This window comes from Vibrio sp. M250220 (assembly GCF_036533795.1).
Classification (GTDB): domain Bacteria; phylum Pseudomonadota; class Gammaproteobacteria; order Enterobacterales; family Vibrionaceae; genus Vibrio.
In genome coordinates this window covers 1-15777 of record NZ_JATABI010000004.1, presented here as the reverse complement: position 1 = coordinate 15777, position 15777 = coordinate 1, and the positions used below count along the sequence as shown (strand labels likewise).

The window sequence follows — 15777 nt, the reverse complement described above, 5'->3', positions numbered from 1 at the left end:
TGAATCAGTAAAATCATCCTACTTTTTAACTCACATAGATATCGCGCTGGTGTCACTCATCAATTTCGACACCGTCACGATTCGAGATATCATCATGAAAAAACTCGCAACCTTTGCTTTTATTGCTCTTTCTGCACTTCTAGTCGGCTGCAGCGAAAATTCTGGTCCCGTGGAAGGAAAGCAGTATGAACAACTTCCAGTCAACTTAGCGACATTTCGTTTGCCACCAGTTACCGAGGTATTTTCACTCAACTGCGGTCATTGCCGCCAGATGGAAAATGAGATGCCAACCATTGAGAAACTCACTGGTCAGTCGGTCGGTAAAGTTCACGTAACGTTTAATGAGAGCGCACAAATTGGTGCAATGATCTACTACGCGGCTGAAATGCAATTAGGCAAAAAACCCGATCATGAGATGATGAACGAGATGTTTGCTGCAACTCAAATGGGAGATGGTGCAACACTTACAGATAAGAAGAACGCCCTCGACCAAGTCTTCCATAGCCGTGGGTTAACCAGTCCTTATGACTTTGATGAACAGCAACAAAAACAATTGTTTGCTGCAATGCAAGTCGCTGATGACATCACAACCCAAGGTCAGATCAACGCCGTCCCTACTTTCATTGTTAATGGTAAATATCAAGTTATAACCAGCGGTCACCAAGATGTGGCAAGCATTGCTGAAACCATTAACTTCTTGCTTCAACAACCTTAATTCTACGGAAAGAAACTATGTCTAAAATCATCTTCCCTATCGTTGTTTTCATTCTTGCGGCATTTTTCATCTACCGCACTTGGACAAACCACAAAGCGAGTGAAGAAAACTTTGCTGCTGGACAAGCATTTCTCCTCGAGAACGCGAAGCGCGATAATATCATCATGACTGAAAGTGGTTTGCAATACGAGGTTTTGCATAAAGGCGAAGGCACTGAACATCCAACAGTAACTAACACAGTGAAAGTTCATTACCATGGCACGCTTATCGATGGTACGGTGTTTGACAGCTCAGTTGACCGCGGTGAACCAATCAGCTTTAAATTGAATCAAGTGATCAAAGGCTGGCAGGAAGGTCTAACTTACATGACGGTAGGCGATAAGTTCCGCTTATACATCCCTAGCCCACTTGCTTACGGCAAAAATGGCACTGGTCCTATCCCGCCTGCGGCGAGTTTGATTTTCGATGTCGAGCTGCTAGAAATTCAATAGAATCGTCAAAATACGCAAAGCCAACGGACATCCGTTGGCTTTTTGCTATCCGCACAAAATTCGTCTATTAATGCAACCGAATTAAGCGTAATTAACCAGATGACGCTGAATAAAGTCAACATCAGCAGAATAGAAATCAGAGAGAGGCAATTCACTTGGCGATAACCAGTGAAAAGTCTGTTGACGCTCGCTGCCGACAGCCGTCGGCTCATGCTCATCCGTGGCACTAAAAATGGCGTAGTAAATACGTCCACCAAAATCATTTATGCCACTGAAAGTTGCCGTGTGAGTCACACCATCAATTTTTGTCTCTTCGTAAAGTTCACGAGCTGCAGCGTCAGTGCCTGATTCATTTTTATTGACTGCACCACCTGGAAACTCGAAAACCATGCCTTTTGATGTTCTAAATCTTTCCTGAACCAACACTTTGCCATTTTTCATAACGATAGCCATAGACAAGTGCTTCATATGACAACTCCTTTCAAATGTTTGTTTAATGCTTCGCTCTATCGTACAGAGATGTTGTTCTTTTAAGGGTTCAATAGTAGCGAGCACACTGCTGACTTTTCGGCCAGATATTAACTCAATGTTAATTATGATGCTGATTCATTAAACAAAAACATGATCTAGAGAGATAAAAAAACCAGCACATAATCCTAGTGCTGGTCTTAATATTGGTCCATTAGATAAATTATTTGTGCTTATCTTGAATGTATTTTTTGCTGACATCGACAACGGCAACATCTTTAAAAAAGCTACGTCCGAGTAATAGTGGGAACGTTAAGTGGGTGCGATCGGCCAGAGTAAATTCTGTTTTCTCTTTCAACTCGCCCACTTGAATCCATGCTTCCACAACCGCGCGCTCGTGGCTACCATCGGCACTTGATTGGCGGATCTTAACCCAGCGTTGAACAGGCAGAGCAATTTCTTTGCTCTTGATACCTTCATGCTCGATCTTGAATTTGACCCAATCTTTACCATCGCGCTCAAAAGGAACAATATCGATTGCACTGATAGAAGAGGTTGTCGCTCCGGTATCTACGCGCGCTTTGAAATTGGCATCTAAGCCCGGAACATAGACCCACTCTTCTTCGCCCAGCAACAATTTACCATCAGAGGTTTTTTTCGGTTTTAATTCAACGACAGGTTGTTGAGGTTTTACGACTGGCGCAACTGGCTTTTCAATTTCTTGCTTCGGCTCTTCGATTTGCGGTTTTTCAACCTTGGGTTCTTCAATCTGTGGTTTTTGCTCGGGTTCTACAGGAGGTTGTCCCGTTGTCGAACAAGCGATTAAACCGCCACTTAGCATAAATGGAATTAGTGCTTTCCACGTATTATTCATTCGGTCACCTAATTTTGACAAACTGCTGTGTTAAAAGGGGCGAAAACTCGCCCCAAAACACTTATGAAACGTTCACAATCGCTTCGGCTACGTAAGGAATGTCCTTCTCAGTTAAACCTGCGATGTTGATCCGACCATCGCCTACTCCATAAATTCCATATTGTTCACGGAGTTGCATCATTTGGTCTTGGCTAAAGCCTAGCACAGTAAACATGCCTTTGTGGCTCTCAATAAAATCGAATTGTGAAGTATTGTGGCTATTTCTCAATTCATGACACAAAGTCTGACGAAGGTTTAACAATCGTTGCTGCATTTCACTTAACTCTTGCTTCCAAACTGCGGTTAGCTCCTGATTTTGCAAGATAGTTTTGACTAATGCTGCACCGTGATCGGGTGGCATGGTATAAGTTGCACGAGCCAGAGTGAGAAGCTTACCTTTCGCATTACTGACATCTTCGACCGACTTACCAACCACGATTGCAGCACCGGTACGTTCACGGTAAAGACCAAAATTCTTCGAACATGAGGTGGTAATCAGCATTTCTTCCACGTTGTTAGCCATGTGGCGAAGACCTTGTGCGTCTTGCTCTAGACCATCACCAAATCCTTGGTAAGCAATATCAACAAAGGGAATAAATCCATTTTTCTGTGACAACTCTGTAATCGCTTTCCAAGCATCGAAATTGATGTCGGCACCTGTTGGGTTATGGCAACAACCATGAAGTAAAACCACATCTTCAGGACCCGCTTGTGCAAGATCATCCATCATACGAGCAACATCAACTTGCTTAGTTTCAGGACTAAAATAGCTGTAGTGCTTAACTTTAAGACCTGCCGCTTCCATTACTGGTCGGTGGTTGACATAACTAGGATTGGAAATCCAAACCGTCGTATTTGGCTGGGCTACCCTCATCAGGTCACCCAACATACGTAGTGCACCGCTTGCACCCGGAGTCTGGATTGCAGCAACACGATCCATCGCTGAAGTGCCTTTAAGTAACAAGTCAATCATTGACTGGTTAAACTCTTCACACCCCGCCAAACCAACGTAAGATTTCGTTTTTTGTGTGGCGACAACAATGTCTTGTGCCTGAGAAATCGCTTTCATTACTGGCGTTTCACCAGCACTGTTTTTATACACGCCAATGCCAAGATCAACTTTTTCGGCGCGTGGATCGTTGCGGTAAGCAACGGATAAAGAAAGAATAGGATCCAATGTAGGAGTCGGTAAATGAGAGAACATGAAAGTCACAACCCTTTGAAATTCAAGTAACGGCCTTCAAGTTAACATCTAATTTATAAATCTAGAAATAAAATTTCAGCGCTAAAGTGCAAAACAGGATAAAAATCCGAATCATTTAACATTTATTTAACTTTCGCCCTTTTTGCAGCAAATTCTACTAATCGATTTTAAAGCGGTGAATAATCTGATTCGAACTCCCACGCCACTCAAGGTTAAGATCGCGTTTGTCCTGTACAAACTTACCATCAATCAGAGTGTCGATATATTGGACTACTTCACGTTGCGCATCATCAAGCTCTGCCAATGTGTAACCAGTCCATACCCAGATATCTTTATTTGGACACTCCTCTCGTACTCGTTTAACCAGTTTGAGTATATGAGGTACATTGGCCGGATGAAGTGGATCTCCCCCCGACAACGATAACCCACGGCGTTTGATACGCGTATCGTTGAGATCAGCAATGATTTGATCTTCTGCCTGCTGAGTAAACAGGATACCCGAATCCAAACGTTGAGTAGACTGATTGTAACAACCGCGACACTGATGCACACAACCAGAGACAAACAGCGTACAACGCGTGCCTGGACCATTTACAACGTCTATGGGGTAATATTGGTGGTAATTCATACTTTACTCATTCAAACAAATTGAGCCCAGTTTTGGGCTCAATGTTACTTGTTAGTGTTGCAATTCAACTACCCGATTTATAGGTGCTTGACGCGACGTTTAACTTCTTCTTGTTTACCGAAGTTAAACGGACGTGCATCTGGGCTACCTAGATAGCCGCACACACGACGTGTCACAGATACCTTAGTCGAGTCATGGTTCCCACAGCTCGGGCAAGTGAAGCCTTTACTGGTACAGTCGAACTCACCATTGTAGCCACACTCATAACACTCATCGATTGGCGTATTTGTTCCGTAATAAGGTACGCGGCTGTAACTGTAATCCCAGACGTTTTCTAACGCTTCAACATTGCGTTGCATGTTCGGGAATTCGCCATAACAAATGAAACCACCACTCGAGATTTGTGGGTAAGGCATTTCAAAATCAATCTTGTCGTAAGGGTTAACCTTTTTCTCCACATCGAGGTGGAAACTATTGGTGTAGTAACCTTTATCTGTCACACCTTTGATAACACCAAACTCTTTAGTATCAATACGACAGAAACGGCTGCACAGGTTCTCACTTGGTGTACCGTATAGGCTGTAGCCATAACCAGACTCTTCTGCCCACTGATTCACTTTGTCTTTTAGATACTTGACGATATCCACCGCTTTCTGACGCAGTTCAGCATCGTCATAGACGTGTGTTTCATCACCAAACAAGGCATTGATCGTTTCGTGAATACCGATGTAACCAAGAGAAATCGATGCACGGCCGTTTTTGAAGATGTTGGCAATCGGTTCGTCAGCTTTTAGTCGCACACCACAAGCCCCTTCCATATAAAGAATCGGTGCTACCCGTGCTTTGACATTTTCTAGACGTGAAATTCGAGTCTCTAGCGCGCGACGAGCCAGATCCAGTCTTTCATCCAATAGCTTGTAGAACTGGCGCTCATCACGGTTGGCAGCAATCGCAATTCGCGGCAAGTTAAGGCTTACCACGCCTAAGTTGTTGCGTCCTTCATGGACTAACTCGCCATTCTCTTGGTAGGTACCCAAGAAGCTACGACAGCCCATAGGCGTCTTAAATGACCCCGTAATCTCTACCACTTTGTCGTAGTTGAGAATATCTGGATACATGCGTTTCGAAGCACACTCCAGCGCCAACTGCTTGATATCGTAGTTTGGATCTTCAGACTTGTGGTTTAACCCATCTTTAATGCCAAACACTAGCTTTGGAAACACAGCCGTTTTACGATTTTTACCTAGACCCGCAATACGATTTTTCAAAATTGACTGCTGAATTAATCGTGACGCCCAACTTGTACCCAGACCGAAGCCAAAGGTCACAAATGGCGTTTGGCCGTTTGCTGTATGGAGTGTGTTAACTTCATACTCTAGTGATTGGAACGCGTCATAACACTCTTTCTCTGTACGAGCGGAGGCAAACGCTTCAGGATTGGGAATATCCCACTCTTTGGCGATCTCCAAATGCTTGTGATAACTGGTCATCACATAAGGCTCTAGAACTTCATCAATGCGGTTGATGGTTGTTCCGCCATAGATATGACTGGCGACCTGAGCAATGATCTGCGCCGTTACCGCAGTTGCAGTCGAAATGGATTTCGGTGTGTCTATCTCAGCATTACCCATTTTGAAACCGTGTGTCAGCATGCCTTGTAAATCAATCAGCATGCAGTTAAACATCGGGAAAAACGGTGCGTAATCTAAGTCATGGTAGTGAATATCGCCCATCTCATGAGCCTGAACAATATCACGTGGTAAAATGTGCGTCTTGGCATAATGTTTCGCAACAATACCCGCTAATAGGTCGCGCTGAGTTGGAATGACCTTACCGTCTTTGTTGGCGTTTTCGTTGATTAGATCAACGTTACTCTCTTCGATAAGACCTTCAATTTCACGCGTCAACGTGCTCTGCTTCTCACGTGCGATATCACGATCATGACGATACTCGATGTATGAACGTGCCAAAGACTTATAAGGCCCTTGCATTAACTCATTTTCTACTCGGGTCTGGATTTCGTGGATGTGGACTTCATCGTGATCTTTTAGCTGAAGCTCTACCGCTAACGCAACATTCAGTGCGTATAATGCGATTTCTTGGTCTACGTGCTCGGCTGCTGATTCCACTGCAGCTTGAATGCGATCCCTGCTAAACGGAGCTCTTGAGCCATCACGCTTGATTACGATTGGTTTCACCTTTTCTCCTTACCCCAGCATACCCACAGACTTATCCACAAATACACTATATAGGGCGATTTCTTGTTCGACTGACACTATATATTGTGGCGTATTTAACGAGATGAGGGAGGCAAAAGTATTGATTTTGATCAACAAAAGGAGAGCCTCGCTCAAGATCAAATCGATCTTAGTGGGGTTGATCTCAGATGAGAATAAAATGATGAAAATTGCAAAAATGCTACTAAATCTACTTGCAATTTTATGACCTCTTATAGGATAAAGGCTGCAACTCTGTTCATGAATTAAATCCTATGATAGCCCCTAAAACGTGGTCAAATTTTGCGTCACTCCTGTTGGTCTTTTCATTTCCTGCTGTGTCAGCACCACAGATGACGTTTTCAACATGGAATTTTGAATGGCTAAGCAGCCAGCCATCACCTGAGTTTTCTGCTTCGCAGAGAAGCAACGCGGACTATCAGCTACTAAAGCGTCACTTTATCGACATCAATAGTGATGTCGTCGCATTTCAGGAAGTGAACGATGCGCAAGTATTGACCAAGGTCATTGGCTCAAAATATCAAACGTTCTTTTCCGAGCGGAGTGAAAGCAGCAACCAGCGTCACCAATTTGATAGCATCAATCAATACACTGGCTTTGCGGTTAGAAAAGGAATTAAAGTGGCTAACGCCAAAGACCTTCGTCTTGATAACGCTAACAACAGTAAACTGCGTTTCGCTAGTTACATCATCATTGAGCCAACAAGCAATCAACCGCTTCATGCGCTTTCCGTTCATCTGAAAGCAGGCTGTTCAGGTCGATTTAATAACAGCCAAGCGTGCCAAACACTCAAGGGACAAGGGCAAGCTCTCAATGACTGGATAAGGCTTCGTGAGTCCAAACAAGAAGCCTATATCATCCTTGGGGATTTTAACCACAACATGGGGTATCAAAATGATTGGTTATGGAAAGGTATCTCAGACCAGACTCGCGCATCACTGGCATCACAAGCCAGTCGGGCGGATTGTAAAGTGAAGTCACGCAACAACCCGAATAAGACCCACCAATTTCGTTCACTCATCGATCATATCATTGTGAGTGACACGCTAACCGCATCGACACCCAAGCAAAATGTGTTTACGATCAGCGACGTGATTAACCATCAACTCAGCGACCATTGCCCTCTGAGCACTGAAATTCATTAGCTACAAATCACGGGGATTAAGTAGTACAACGTCCCCTTCAACAAGCCCTTTTCGCACTCGGAAATCATCCCCCAATTGGACAAGTCGAGTGTGAACCATCCCCTCTTCGACCACTTTAACGTAGTCTAGTTGACCGACTTGATAGATAGCAGCAACCGGGACTTTGAGTACTTTTTCACTGCCTAGATCAACAGATACTCGGGCAAAATTGCCTGGATAGAGTGTATGTTCGGTATCGAAACCCAATCTGATTAGGTAACTGCGCGACCCGCTATCCGCCGCCGGCGCAATTTCATTGATGTTCGCATCTAACACCAACTGGTAAGTCGGGATCTCAACCGCTAACGTCGCGCCTATCGACAAAGCAGGCATGACGGATTCGGCAACATCCGCTTCAACGATGAGTGAGTCTGGATTGTACATCGACAACAACGCCATACCTGGTGTCGCTGTGTCACCTGAGTTAATCGGTTTGTGGGTAATAACACCATCAAAAGGGGCCGTAATTACGCTGAAACCAAACGTTGTTTCTGCTTCTGAAACAGCCGCGCGCGCCTGCTCCAAATTCGCTATTGCCGTCTTTAACGTACTCTCAGCCTGATCGAATTGCGCTTGCGGTACCAATTTCTTGTTCAGGAGCTCTTTGATTCGCGCATATTCTTTACGCGCTGCATTTAACTGCGCTTGTGAAGATGACAAGCTTTGCTCTGTCTGCCTGACTCGAGCATTAAGGTCATCACTTTCTAATCTCAGCAACACGTCTCCTTTACGGACTGGCTGACCCACTTCAACCAGCACTTCGACAACCGTTGCCGTTAATCTCGCGGCTATCGTCGCTTTTTGATCCGCGACGACGGTTCCCGGAAACTGTCGCATTACACGTTCTTCGGTAGCAACCAAAGTGACAACTGGCTGTGTTTGACTGACTGCATCGCGTGTTTGCATTTGAGTAGAGACTTTAGGTGTGAACACGCCTGCCATATAGAGGAAGACCAATGCAAGTCCGGCGAAGAGAACGGTTCCTAATAAAAGTTTACGATTGATCATTGTTCATCCTCCAAGACAGGAAGTCCATGGCCCTGTTTATTCTGATAAGCGAGGTTATAGACCACTGGAATAACCAGTAGCGTAAATATCGTTGAAGCGGTAATACCAAAAATAATTGCCCATGCTAATCCATTGAATATTGGATCGAGCGTAATAACGATGTTACCCAGTAACGTAGTACCCGCTGTTAGTAATATCGGTCTCATCCTAACTGCGCCCGATTGAAGTAGAGCATTGTTTAACGATTCGCCGCGAGCCAAGGATTGCTGAATAAACTCAATGAGAACAAGAGAGTTACGCACCACAATACCCGCCAATGCAATCATTCCGATCATCGCGGTTGCCGTAAATAGTGCCGGGTCTGGATAACCATTTATGCCGCTCGACAAGCTATTTAATAGCCAAAATCCCGGCATGATACCAATCACGGTTAACGGTATAGCAAGCATAATAATGCCAGAGACAGCAGGCAGCCCCGTCTGAATTAGCATCACAACAAACACGCCTAGCAAAGCCGCACCATATGCGATTCCGAGGTCACGAAATACATCAACCGTGATTTTCCATTCCCCTTCTCCGCTCCAGACCACATGAATATTATCGTCCAACTGCCAATTTTGGCCTGAACCGTTACTAAAATAAGTACGATTGCTCCAGTCGGTAAGTTCACGTTCACTATGCCTATTTTGATCTGCAATAACGTCAGCAACGATCTCACCAGGCACACGGCCAACTGACTCTGCATAGACATACACCACAGGTTTGAGATTCTTGTGATAAATAGGACTATCCACCGCTCTTTTTACAAACTCACCCAGTTCCGATAACTGAACTAAAGGCTGTGGTGCATCACTAAACGTACCTTGACTGGCCACTTTCACCACCCCTGCTTGCCCACGAACATAGAGTTGCAACAAGCTGTCTAAAGAATCACGCTCACCTCTTGGTAGACGAATTTCTATCGGCAGCGCCGCTACTTCTTGTGCATTGGCCAGATAACCGAGCACTTGCCCTTTATTGGCCGCCGTTATGGTGGCATTGATATCTTGGACTGAAATGCCTGAAAGCGCAGCTTTCTCCTGATCAACTATAAACTGCCAAGTCTCCAGTTGCTTCTGAACACTGGTGTCGACCTCTGATACAAAGGCTTCGCTTCTGAGTCTCTGCGCAACGATGTCTGCCTGCGTAATCAATTCTTGGTAGCTTGTCTGCTCATTTCCATACACTTCCGCCGTGATGGTCGCTATCACCGGAGGGCCTGGCGGTACTTCGACTAACTGTATCTCTGCGTCTTGTTCTCGTGCAATAGACTCCAAATCCTCCCTGAGTCGCGTAACAATTTGGTGTGATTGCATTGAGCGGCTATGTTTTTCTACCAGTACCACTCTCAACTCACCTTGATACGGTTCACTACGCATAAAGTAATGACGAACCATACCATTAAAGTCCATCGGAGACGCTAATCCCGCAAACCCCGAGACTGACTCGACTTCTGGTACTTGTAATAAATAATCTGCGAATACGCGCAATGCATTTGAAGTATCAGCAAAACTGGCGGACTCCGGCATGTTCAACACCAGTTGAAACTCATTCTTATTGTCATAAGGCAAAAGTTTAAGCGGAACGAGACGCAAAGCAGGTAAGGTTGCCGCGGCAAAAAACAAGATCGCAACTAAGCCTAAGAACAACCACGCCTTCTGACGACTGGCAAGCAGAGGCGTCAAAACTCTCGCGTAAAGTTTGTATAGCGCGGAATTTTCTATTTGGTAATGGTCTTGTTGCTTGGTCGCTTTAAGAAGTTTTTTGGCTAACCAAGGCGTAATAAAGAACGCGACGATAGTACTGAATATAACACTGATAGGAACATTGAATGCCAACGGTGCCATGTAAGGCCCCATCATTCCGGTTATAAAAAACATCGGGGTAAAGACAATCACAATCGCGACTGTGGACATTAAAAGTGCACTGCGAATCTCTGCCATCGCTGCCACAATGGCCTTGGAACGAGACAAGTCTTTTCGTTTTAGAAAACGTTCAATATTGTCAATGCTCGCGATCGGGTCGTCGACAATCAAACCCAACGCCAAAATCAGTGCAAACAGGGTAACGCGGTTAATTGAGTAGCCAAACAGCAAATCCATTCCCAACGCCGCCCCATAGCTAATAGGGATAGCAATACCCACCACAAGTGCACTACGCCAGTTAAGGAACAGACCGACAAATACCACCACGGTAACGATTGAAACGCCTAAGCTAGAGACCAGGTTAGACACCTTATCGTCAGCGGTCTGACCATAGTTCCTAATAATATCGACCTTAACTTCGCTGGGAAATTGCTCGTCTTGAAGCAAGTCAAATCTATCAACTATTGATTGAGCCACATCGACCGCATTCGATCCTTTTTGCTTCGCGACAGAGATAAACACCGCTGGATACTCAGTTGCGGTTTCTGAAGAGATATACCAAGTATCGGTTGCCGCTTCAGAAGCCCCATCAACGACAGAGGCAATATCGCGCAAGTAGACAGGTTTATTGTTGACGACTGCAATGACAAGATCCTGAATATCTTGCGCAGATTTAAACAACTGACCGGACTCGAGTTGGAACTGCTGCCCTGCTATTTGCACCGCGCCTGCTTGGGATTTGGTATGACTTACGCTCAGTGCATAGCTCAAATCGCTCACTGTGACACCAAAGTTAGCCATGGCAAGTGAATCAAGCTCGATGTGAATCTTTCTCGACTCACCACCAATAACGGCAACGCTGTTGGTCAAAGGCAGGGCTTTAATACCCAGAGTCGCTTGGTCAGCAATTCGACGCAGTTGATAGCGGTCAACCTTGTCTGCATCAGTCGAATAGATCGCAGCAACGACGATAGGCACATCATCAATTTCAATCGGCTTGACTAACCAGCGGCTTACCGAAGGGGGAATACGATCTTGGTTTGAATAGAGCTTATTATACAGTTTGACTAGCGCCGCTTCACGTGGCTCACCGACGTAAAACCTAACGATGACCTGTGCCGCCCCCTCCATTGATGCAGAGTAAACATATTCGACACCGTCAATCTGACTTAGGAGTTTTTCCAAGGGCTCAGTGACTTGATTTTCAACCTGCTGGGCGCTGAGTCCAGGCGCAGAAATCAATACGTCCGCCATCGGAACAACAATTTGCGGGTCTTCCTCTTTTGGCGTCAGCCATAATGCAGCCGCTCCAACTACCAATAACATAAAAATCAATATTGCTGGGAAGAAGCTATTCATTACAGAATGAATCACACCATCCTTGGTTGCCGCTCGTTCCATGTCTCCTCCAATGGATCCTAGCTGGATCTCACAATACGTGACTGGTTATTGCTCTTGTCGAATATGACTTTCGCCAGCAGCGAGCCAACGACCATAGCACAGAAGAAAATCACAATAGATAGATTTCCTAGACCGAGACTTGCAACCGCAGGACCTGGACAGATGCCCGCGATTCCCCAGCCAAGGCCAAACAGTGCCGAACCAGAAATCAATTTTGAATCAACGTTTTTTGCTCTAGGCAAACTATATTCGCATCCGGTAACAGATGCTTTACGAGGTTTGATCACTAGAAAATAGCACGGCATAAAAACAAGCAATGCTCCGCCCATCACAAATGCCAAACTTGGGTCCCATTGTCCTGCAACATCCAGAAAACCAATCACCTTTTGCGGTTCAATCATTCCCGACAGCGCCATACCAACGCCAAACAATAGACCGCTAATCAATGCAGATAAACGAAATAAAAAAGTGTTCATCAAACCGCCTTTATTGGAAAACATGTAAACGGAAATACACGGTTACACCAGCAACCAACATAAAAACACAGGTGGCAATGATTGAACGCTTCGATAAGCGTCCAATGCCACAGATACCGTGTCCACTAGTACAGCCATTCGCCATACGTGTACCTAACCCCACTAATAAACCCGCAGAAATCAGTAGAGAGAGAGAAATGCCTTCGGTTACTGGGACTTCAACGCCAAGCAGAACTACACTCAGTAGTCCGCCTAACACCATGCCGGTGAAAAACAGCAGACGCCATGAAAATTCACCGCTTCGTGGGCTGATCAAACCATTTATCACACCACTAATTCCGGCCACTTTGCCGTTAAAAAGCATCAACAGAGTCGCAGAGACTCCGAGCAACATTCCACCAAATAACGAGTGCCAAGGAACAACTTCTAACATCGAAATGATTACCTTCTTATTTACAAAAAACGCTATGTAAGCTCAGGATTAACGGTTCCACACGTGGATCCGCAAGTGAATAAAAAACCTGTTGTGAGGATTTGCGTGCCTGAATCAGGTCATGCTTACGTAACACAGTCAGGTGCTGAGAAAACGCAGATTGACTTAGAGCAGAACTTTGCTGCAACTGTCCTACACCCACCTCACCTTGAATCAATTGGCAAAGCACCATTAAACGCTCAGGATGCGCCATCACTTTAAGTAGATCAGCAGCCTGAGTTGCGTTGTCCTGCATGTCTGCGATGTTCATTGCTTGTGTAGCCATGATTTGCCTCTTTATTGATTACATCTCTAGATATTACGCAAATATTAAAATTAGTCAATTCTAATTTAGTAGTTATGAAATTAGACAAATTAACATTAGACTTTTCTAATTGAACGATCTATATTGAACCTAATTCGATTTAATCGGTAACAAGGAAACTCGATTATGACAATGGAAAATGCGATTCGCGTACTAGCAGGAAGTATGGTTTTATTGTCGGTGCTACTTACTTTCACAGTCAGTAGTCACTTTGTATGGTTAACCGTTTTTGTCGGCGTAAATTTGATTCAAAGTGCCTTTACTGGTATCTGCCCAGCGGTTTTCATTTTGAAAAAGTTTGGCTTTCGTTAACTGAGGTTTATTAATGACTAAGATTTTAATTGTCGGCGGTGTGGCTGGCGGCGCATCTGCGGCAGCTCGTGCTCGTCGCTTGAGTGAAGAGGCCGAAATCATCATGTTTGAACGCGGCCCGTTTGTTTCATTTGCAAATTGCGGTCTTCCCTACCATATTGGCGGCGATATTAAAGAGCGCAGCAAGCTTCTCTTGCAAACTCCAGAAAGCTTTTTAGCTCGATTTAACGTTGATGTTCGTGTTATGAACGAGGTCATATCTATCGACCGACACAACAAGCAGGTTACGGTTAAGAACCTACTGGATGGTAGTGAGTATACGGAAAGCTACGACTTCTTGCTCCTTAGCCCAGGCGCAGGCCCTATCGTTCCGCCAATCCCTGGTATTGATAACCCGCTGACGCACTCGCTGCGTAACATTCCTGATATGGATCGCATCATGCAAACCATCCAGATGAACAAGCCAGAGCACGCAACCGTTGTTGGTGGTGGATTCATCGGTCTAGAAATGATGGAAGCTTTCCACCAGTTGGGAATTAAAACCACCCTGATTGAGATGGCAGATCAGGTGATGACACCTGTCGACCGTGAAATGGCGGGCTTTGCACACGCTGAAATTCGTCAAAAAGGCATCGATTTAAAACTGGGCGTTGCGCTTCAAGCGGTTGAATACATTCCCAATGAACATATTGCCAGCATCGGCGCTGGTGAGGATACCGAACACCAGCATATTGAAGGTGAGCTCAACCTGACTCTCAACAATGGCGAGTCGCTGACCACTGATATCTTGATTATGGCTATCGGTGTGCGTCCTGAGACTAAGTTAGCAAAAGAAGCAGGCCTTCAAATTGGTCAACTAGGTGGTATCTACACCAATGAAATGATGCAGACAAGCGATCCTAGCATCTACGCTGTCGGTGATGCAGTCGAAGAAAAAGACTTTGTCACGGGTGCACAAACTCTAGTTCCACTTGCTGGCCCTGCTAACCGTCAAGGTCGTATGGCTGCCGACAACATGCTCGGACGCAGTGAAACTTACCAAGGCACACAAGGCACGGCTATCTGTAAGATTTTTGACCTCGCGGTTGCTTCAACGGGCAAAAACGAGAAACAACTTAAACGTGATGGTGTTGAGTACGAAAAGGTCTACGTTCATACCGCTAGCCATGCAAGTTACTACCCAGGCGCTGAGATTGTCTCGTTCAAGATGTTGTTCGATCCAAAAACAGGCAAGATCTTTGGTGCGCAAGCGGTAGGTAAAGATGGCGTCGATAAGCGTATCGACGTAATGGCTGTAGCGCAACGTGCAGGTATGACGGTTGAACAGCTTCAACACCTTGAGCTGACTTATGCACCACCGTATGGTTCTGCAAAAGACGTAATTAACCAAGCGGCTTTCGTTGCCAACAACATCATCAAAGGCGATGCTACACCGATCCATTTTGATGAAATTGACAAACTGTCGGAAAGTCAGGTGTTGCTTGATGTACGTAATCCTGGTGAATTGGAGTCTGTAGGGTTTATTGAAGGCGCGATTAACATTCCAGTAGACCAACTCCGTCAACGTATGGATGAACTACCAAAAGATAAAGAGATCGTGATTTACTGTCAGGTAGGTTTACGAGGTAACGTTGCGTACCGTCAATTGGTTAATGCGGGATTTAAAGCGAAGAATCTAATTGGCGGCTATAAAACCTACATTACCTCACAATTATAGCAATTGGTTCGCCGAGTGTTCAGTAGACACTGATCACTCGGCACTATTTTTATAAGCAACTTACACTAATTGGCTGTCATTCAAACGTACTAAATGGGCGTTGTTGCCTAAATCAGTTGAACCTTTTTCGAGTCTTGCGATCTGACCCTTTATGATGGTTAGAGCGGTGGTGGCATGGGTAAGGCAAAAAAGAAGATAACTAACTGGGCGGAGTACAATAAGGCTCTGTGTAAACGGGGCTCGGTTACGTTCTGGATAGATGATTCAGCTGTAGATGCATGGCGATGCAAAACCCATCATGGTAAGCGTGGTAGAGGTTTCC

Annotated in this window: 15 protein-coding genes and 1 pseudogene; 6 read left to right on the top strand and 10 right to left on the bottom strand. The window is 45.1% G+C overall.

The annotated features are described in order from the left end of the window. The first annotated feature begins 94 nt into the window (after positions 1-94). Positions 95-715 carry a thiol:disulfide interchange protein DsbA/DsbL gene (locus tag QTN94_RS02355; RefSeq protein ID WP_331416559.1) on the top strand — a complete coding sequence of 207 codons (621 nt, stop codon included), beginning with the start codon at positions 95-97 and terminating at the stop codon, positions 713-715. Positions 716-732: 17 nt separating this feature from the next. Then, positions 733-1206 carry an FKBP-type peptidyl-prolyl cis-trans isomerase gene (locus QTN94_RS02350; protein WP_331416558.1) on the top strand — a complete coding sequence of 158 codons (474 nt, stop codon included), beginning with the start codon at positions 733-735 and terminating at the stop codon, positions 1204-1206. 81 nt (positions 1207-1287) lie between these two features. On the opposite strand, the gene QTN94_RS02345 is transcribed toward QTN94_RS02350, so the two are convergent. From QTN94_RS02345 to nrdD, 5 genes are all read right to left on the bottom strand, one after another. After that, entirely contained in the window at positions 1288-1674 is a 387-nt protein-coding gene (locus tag QTN94_RS02345; RefSeq protein ID WP_138970975.1) for an NUDIX hydrolase, read from the bottom strand. A gap of 223 nt (positions 1675-1897) precedes the next feature. Further along, positions 1898-2548 (bottom strand): putative ATP-dependent zinc protease, encoded by a 651-nt coding sequence (locus QTN94_RS02340; RefSeq protein ID WP_331416557.1) that lies wholly within the window; start codon positions 2546-2548, stop codon positions 1898-1900. Between the two features lie 61 nt (positions 2549-2609). Beyond that, positions 2610-3791 carry an amino acid aminotransferase gene (locus QTN94_RS02335; RefSeq protein WP_269374844.1) on the bottom strand — a complete coding sequence of 394 codons (1182 nt, stop codon included), beginning with the start codon at positions 3789-3791 and terminating at the stop codon, positions 2610-2612. A 157-nt stretch (positions 3792-3948) separates the two neighbouring features. Continuing rightward, complete coding sequence (nrdG, locus tag QTN94_RS02330) at positions 3949-4419, bottom strand: anaerobic ribonucleoside-triphosphate reductase-activating protein (RefSeq protein ID WP_331426722.1); 471 nt, start codon at positions 4417-4419, stop codon at positions 3949-3951. Between the two features lie 77 nt (positions 4420-4496). After that, positions 4497-6617 (bottom strand): anaerobic ribonucleoside-triphosphate reductase, encoded by a 2121-nt coding sequence (gene nrdD / locus QTN94_RS02325; RefSeq protein WP_138970971.1) that lies wholly within the window; start codon positions 6615-6617, stop codon positions 4497-4499. 293 nt (positions 6618-6910) lie between these two features. Here nrdD and QTN94_RS02320 point away from each other — a divergent pair, with 293 nt between their 5' ends. Next, positions 6911-7801, top strand: coding sequence for an endonuclease/exonuclease/phosphatase family protein (locus tag QTN94_RS02320; RefSeq protein ID WP_331426721.1), 891 nt, complete (start codon positions 6911-6913; stop codon positions 7799-7801). Here the strand turns inward: QTN94_RS02320 and QTN94_RS02315 are convergent, their stop codons facing one another. From QTN94_RS02315 to QTN94_RS02295, 5 genes are read right to left on the bottom strand one after another with little or no spacing between them, the layout of a single operon-like run. Then, on the bottom strand, positions 7802-8848 hold the full coding sequence (locus QTN94_RS02315) for an efflux RND transporter periplasmic adaptor subunit (RefSeq protein WP_331426720.1): 1047 nt from the start codon (positions 8846-8848) through the stop codon (positions 7802-7804). Further along, the gene (locus tag QTN94_RS02310; protein ID WP_331426718.1) at positions 8845-12153 is read right to left on the bottom strand and encodes an efflux RND transporter permease subunit; all 3309 of its coding nucleotides are present in this window, start codon (positions 12151-12153) and stop codon (positions 8845-8847) included. The genes QTN94_RS02315 and QTN94_RS02310 overlap by 4 nt, the downstream gene beginning before the upstream one ends. A gap of 17 nt (positions 12154-12170) precedes the next feature. Beyond that, entirely contained in the window at positions 12171-12629 is a 459-nt protein-coding gene (locus QTN94_RS02305; RefSeq protein ID WP_331426717.1) for a YeeE/YedE family protein, read from the bottom strand. A 10-nt stretch (positions 12630-12639) separates the two neighbouring features. Next, positions 12640-13062, bottom strand: a complete 423-nt coding sequence (locus QTN94_RS02300) for a YeeE/YedE family protein (RefSeq protein WP_138970965.1) — start codon at positions 13060-13062, stop codon at positions 12640-12642. Positions 13063-13078: 16 nt separating this feature from the next. Continuing rightward, positions 13079-13387: an ArsR/SmtB family transcription factor gene (locus tag QTN94_RS02295; RefSeq protein WP_269374852.1), complete on the bottom strand. Its 309-nt coding sequence runs from the start codon at positions 13385-13387 to the stop codon at positions 13079-13081. 165 nt (positions 13388-13552) lie between these two features. On the opposite strand from QTN94_RS02295, the gene QTN94_RS02290 reads away from it, so the two are divergent. The 3 genes and pseudogenes from QTN94_RS02290 to QTN94_RS02280 form a co-directional block, all read left to right on the top strand. Beyond that, positions 13553-13738, top strand: coding sequence for a YgaP family membrane protein (locus tag QTN94_RS02290; protein WP_138970963.1), 186 nt, complete (start codon positions 13553-13555; stop codon positions 13736-13738). A gap of 13 nt (positions 13739-13751) precedes the next feature. Then, positions 13752-15455, top strand: coding sequence for an FAD-dependent oxidoreductase (locus tag QTN94_RS02285; protein ID WP_331426716.1), 1704 nt, complete (start codon positions 13752-13754; stop codon positions 15453-15455). Positions 15456-15629: 174 nt separating this feature from the next. After that, positions 15630-15777 (top strand): annotated as a pseudogene (locus QTN94_RS02280) (IS5/IS1182 family transposase); the annotation flags it as partial.

Bases quoted from the DNA above. Each gene is read 5' to 3' on its own strand.
- QTN94_RS02355 (WP_331416559.1), top strand. From the start codon at position 95: ATGAAAAAACTCGCAACCTTTGCTTTTATTGCTCTTTCTGCACTTCTA.
- QTN94_RS02350 (WP_331416558.1), top strand. From the start codon at position 733: ATGTCTAAAATCATCTTCCCTATCGTTGTTTTCATTCTTGCGGCATTT.
- QTN94_RS02345 (WP_138970975.1), bottom strand. From the start codon at position 1,674: ATGAAGCACTTGTCTATGGCTATCGTTATGAAAAATGGCAAAGTGTTG.
- QTN94_RS02340 (WP_331416557.1), bottom strand. From the start codon at position 2,548: ATGAATAATACGTGGAAAGCACTAATTCCATTTATGCTAAGTGGCGGT.
- QTN94_RS02335 (WP_269374844.1), bottom strand. From the start codon at position 3,791: ATGTTCTCTCATTTACCGACTCCTACATTGGATCCTATTCTTTCTTTA.
- nrdG (WP_331426722.1), bottom strand. From the start codon at position 4,419: ATGAATTACCACCAATATTACCCCATAGACGTTGTAAATGGTCCAGGC.
- QTN94_RS02320 (WP_331426721.1), top strand. From the start codon at position 6,911: ATGATAGCCCCTAAAACGTGGTCAAATTTTGCGTCACTCCTGTTGGTC.
- QTN94_RS02315 (WP_331426720.1), bottom strand. From the start codon at position 8,848: ATGATCAATCGTAAACTTTTATTAGGAACCGTTCTCTTCGCCGGACTT.
- QTN94_RS02310 (WP_331426718.1), bottom strand. From the start codon at position 12,153: ATGGAACGAGCGGCAACCAAGGATGGTGTGATTCATTCTGTAATGAAT.
- QTN94_RS02305 (WP_331426717.1), bottom strand. From the start codon at position 12,629: ATGAACACTTTTTTATTTCGTTTATCTGCATTGATTAGCGGTCTATTG.
- QTN94_RS02300 (WP_138970965.1), bottom strand. From the start codon at position 13,062: ATGTTAGAAGTTGTTCCTTGGCACTCGTTATTTGGTGGAATGTTGCTC.
- QTN94_RS02295 (WP_269374852.1), bottom strand. From the start codon at position 13,387: ATGGCTACACAAGCAATGAACATCGCAGACATGCAGGACAACGCAACT.
- QTN94_RS02290 (WP_138970963.1), top strand. From the start codon at position 13,553: ATGACAATGGAAAATGCGATTCGCGTACTAGCAGGAAGTATGGTTTTA.
- QTN94_RS02285 (WP_331426716.1), top strand. From the start codon at position 13,752: ATGACTAAGATTTTAATTGTCGGCGGTGTGGCTGGCGGCGCATCTGCG.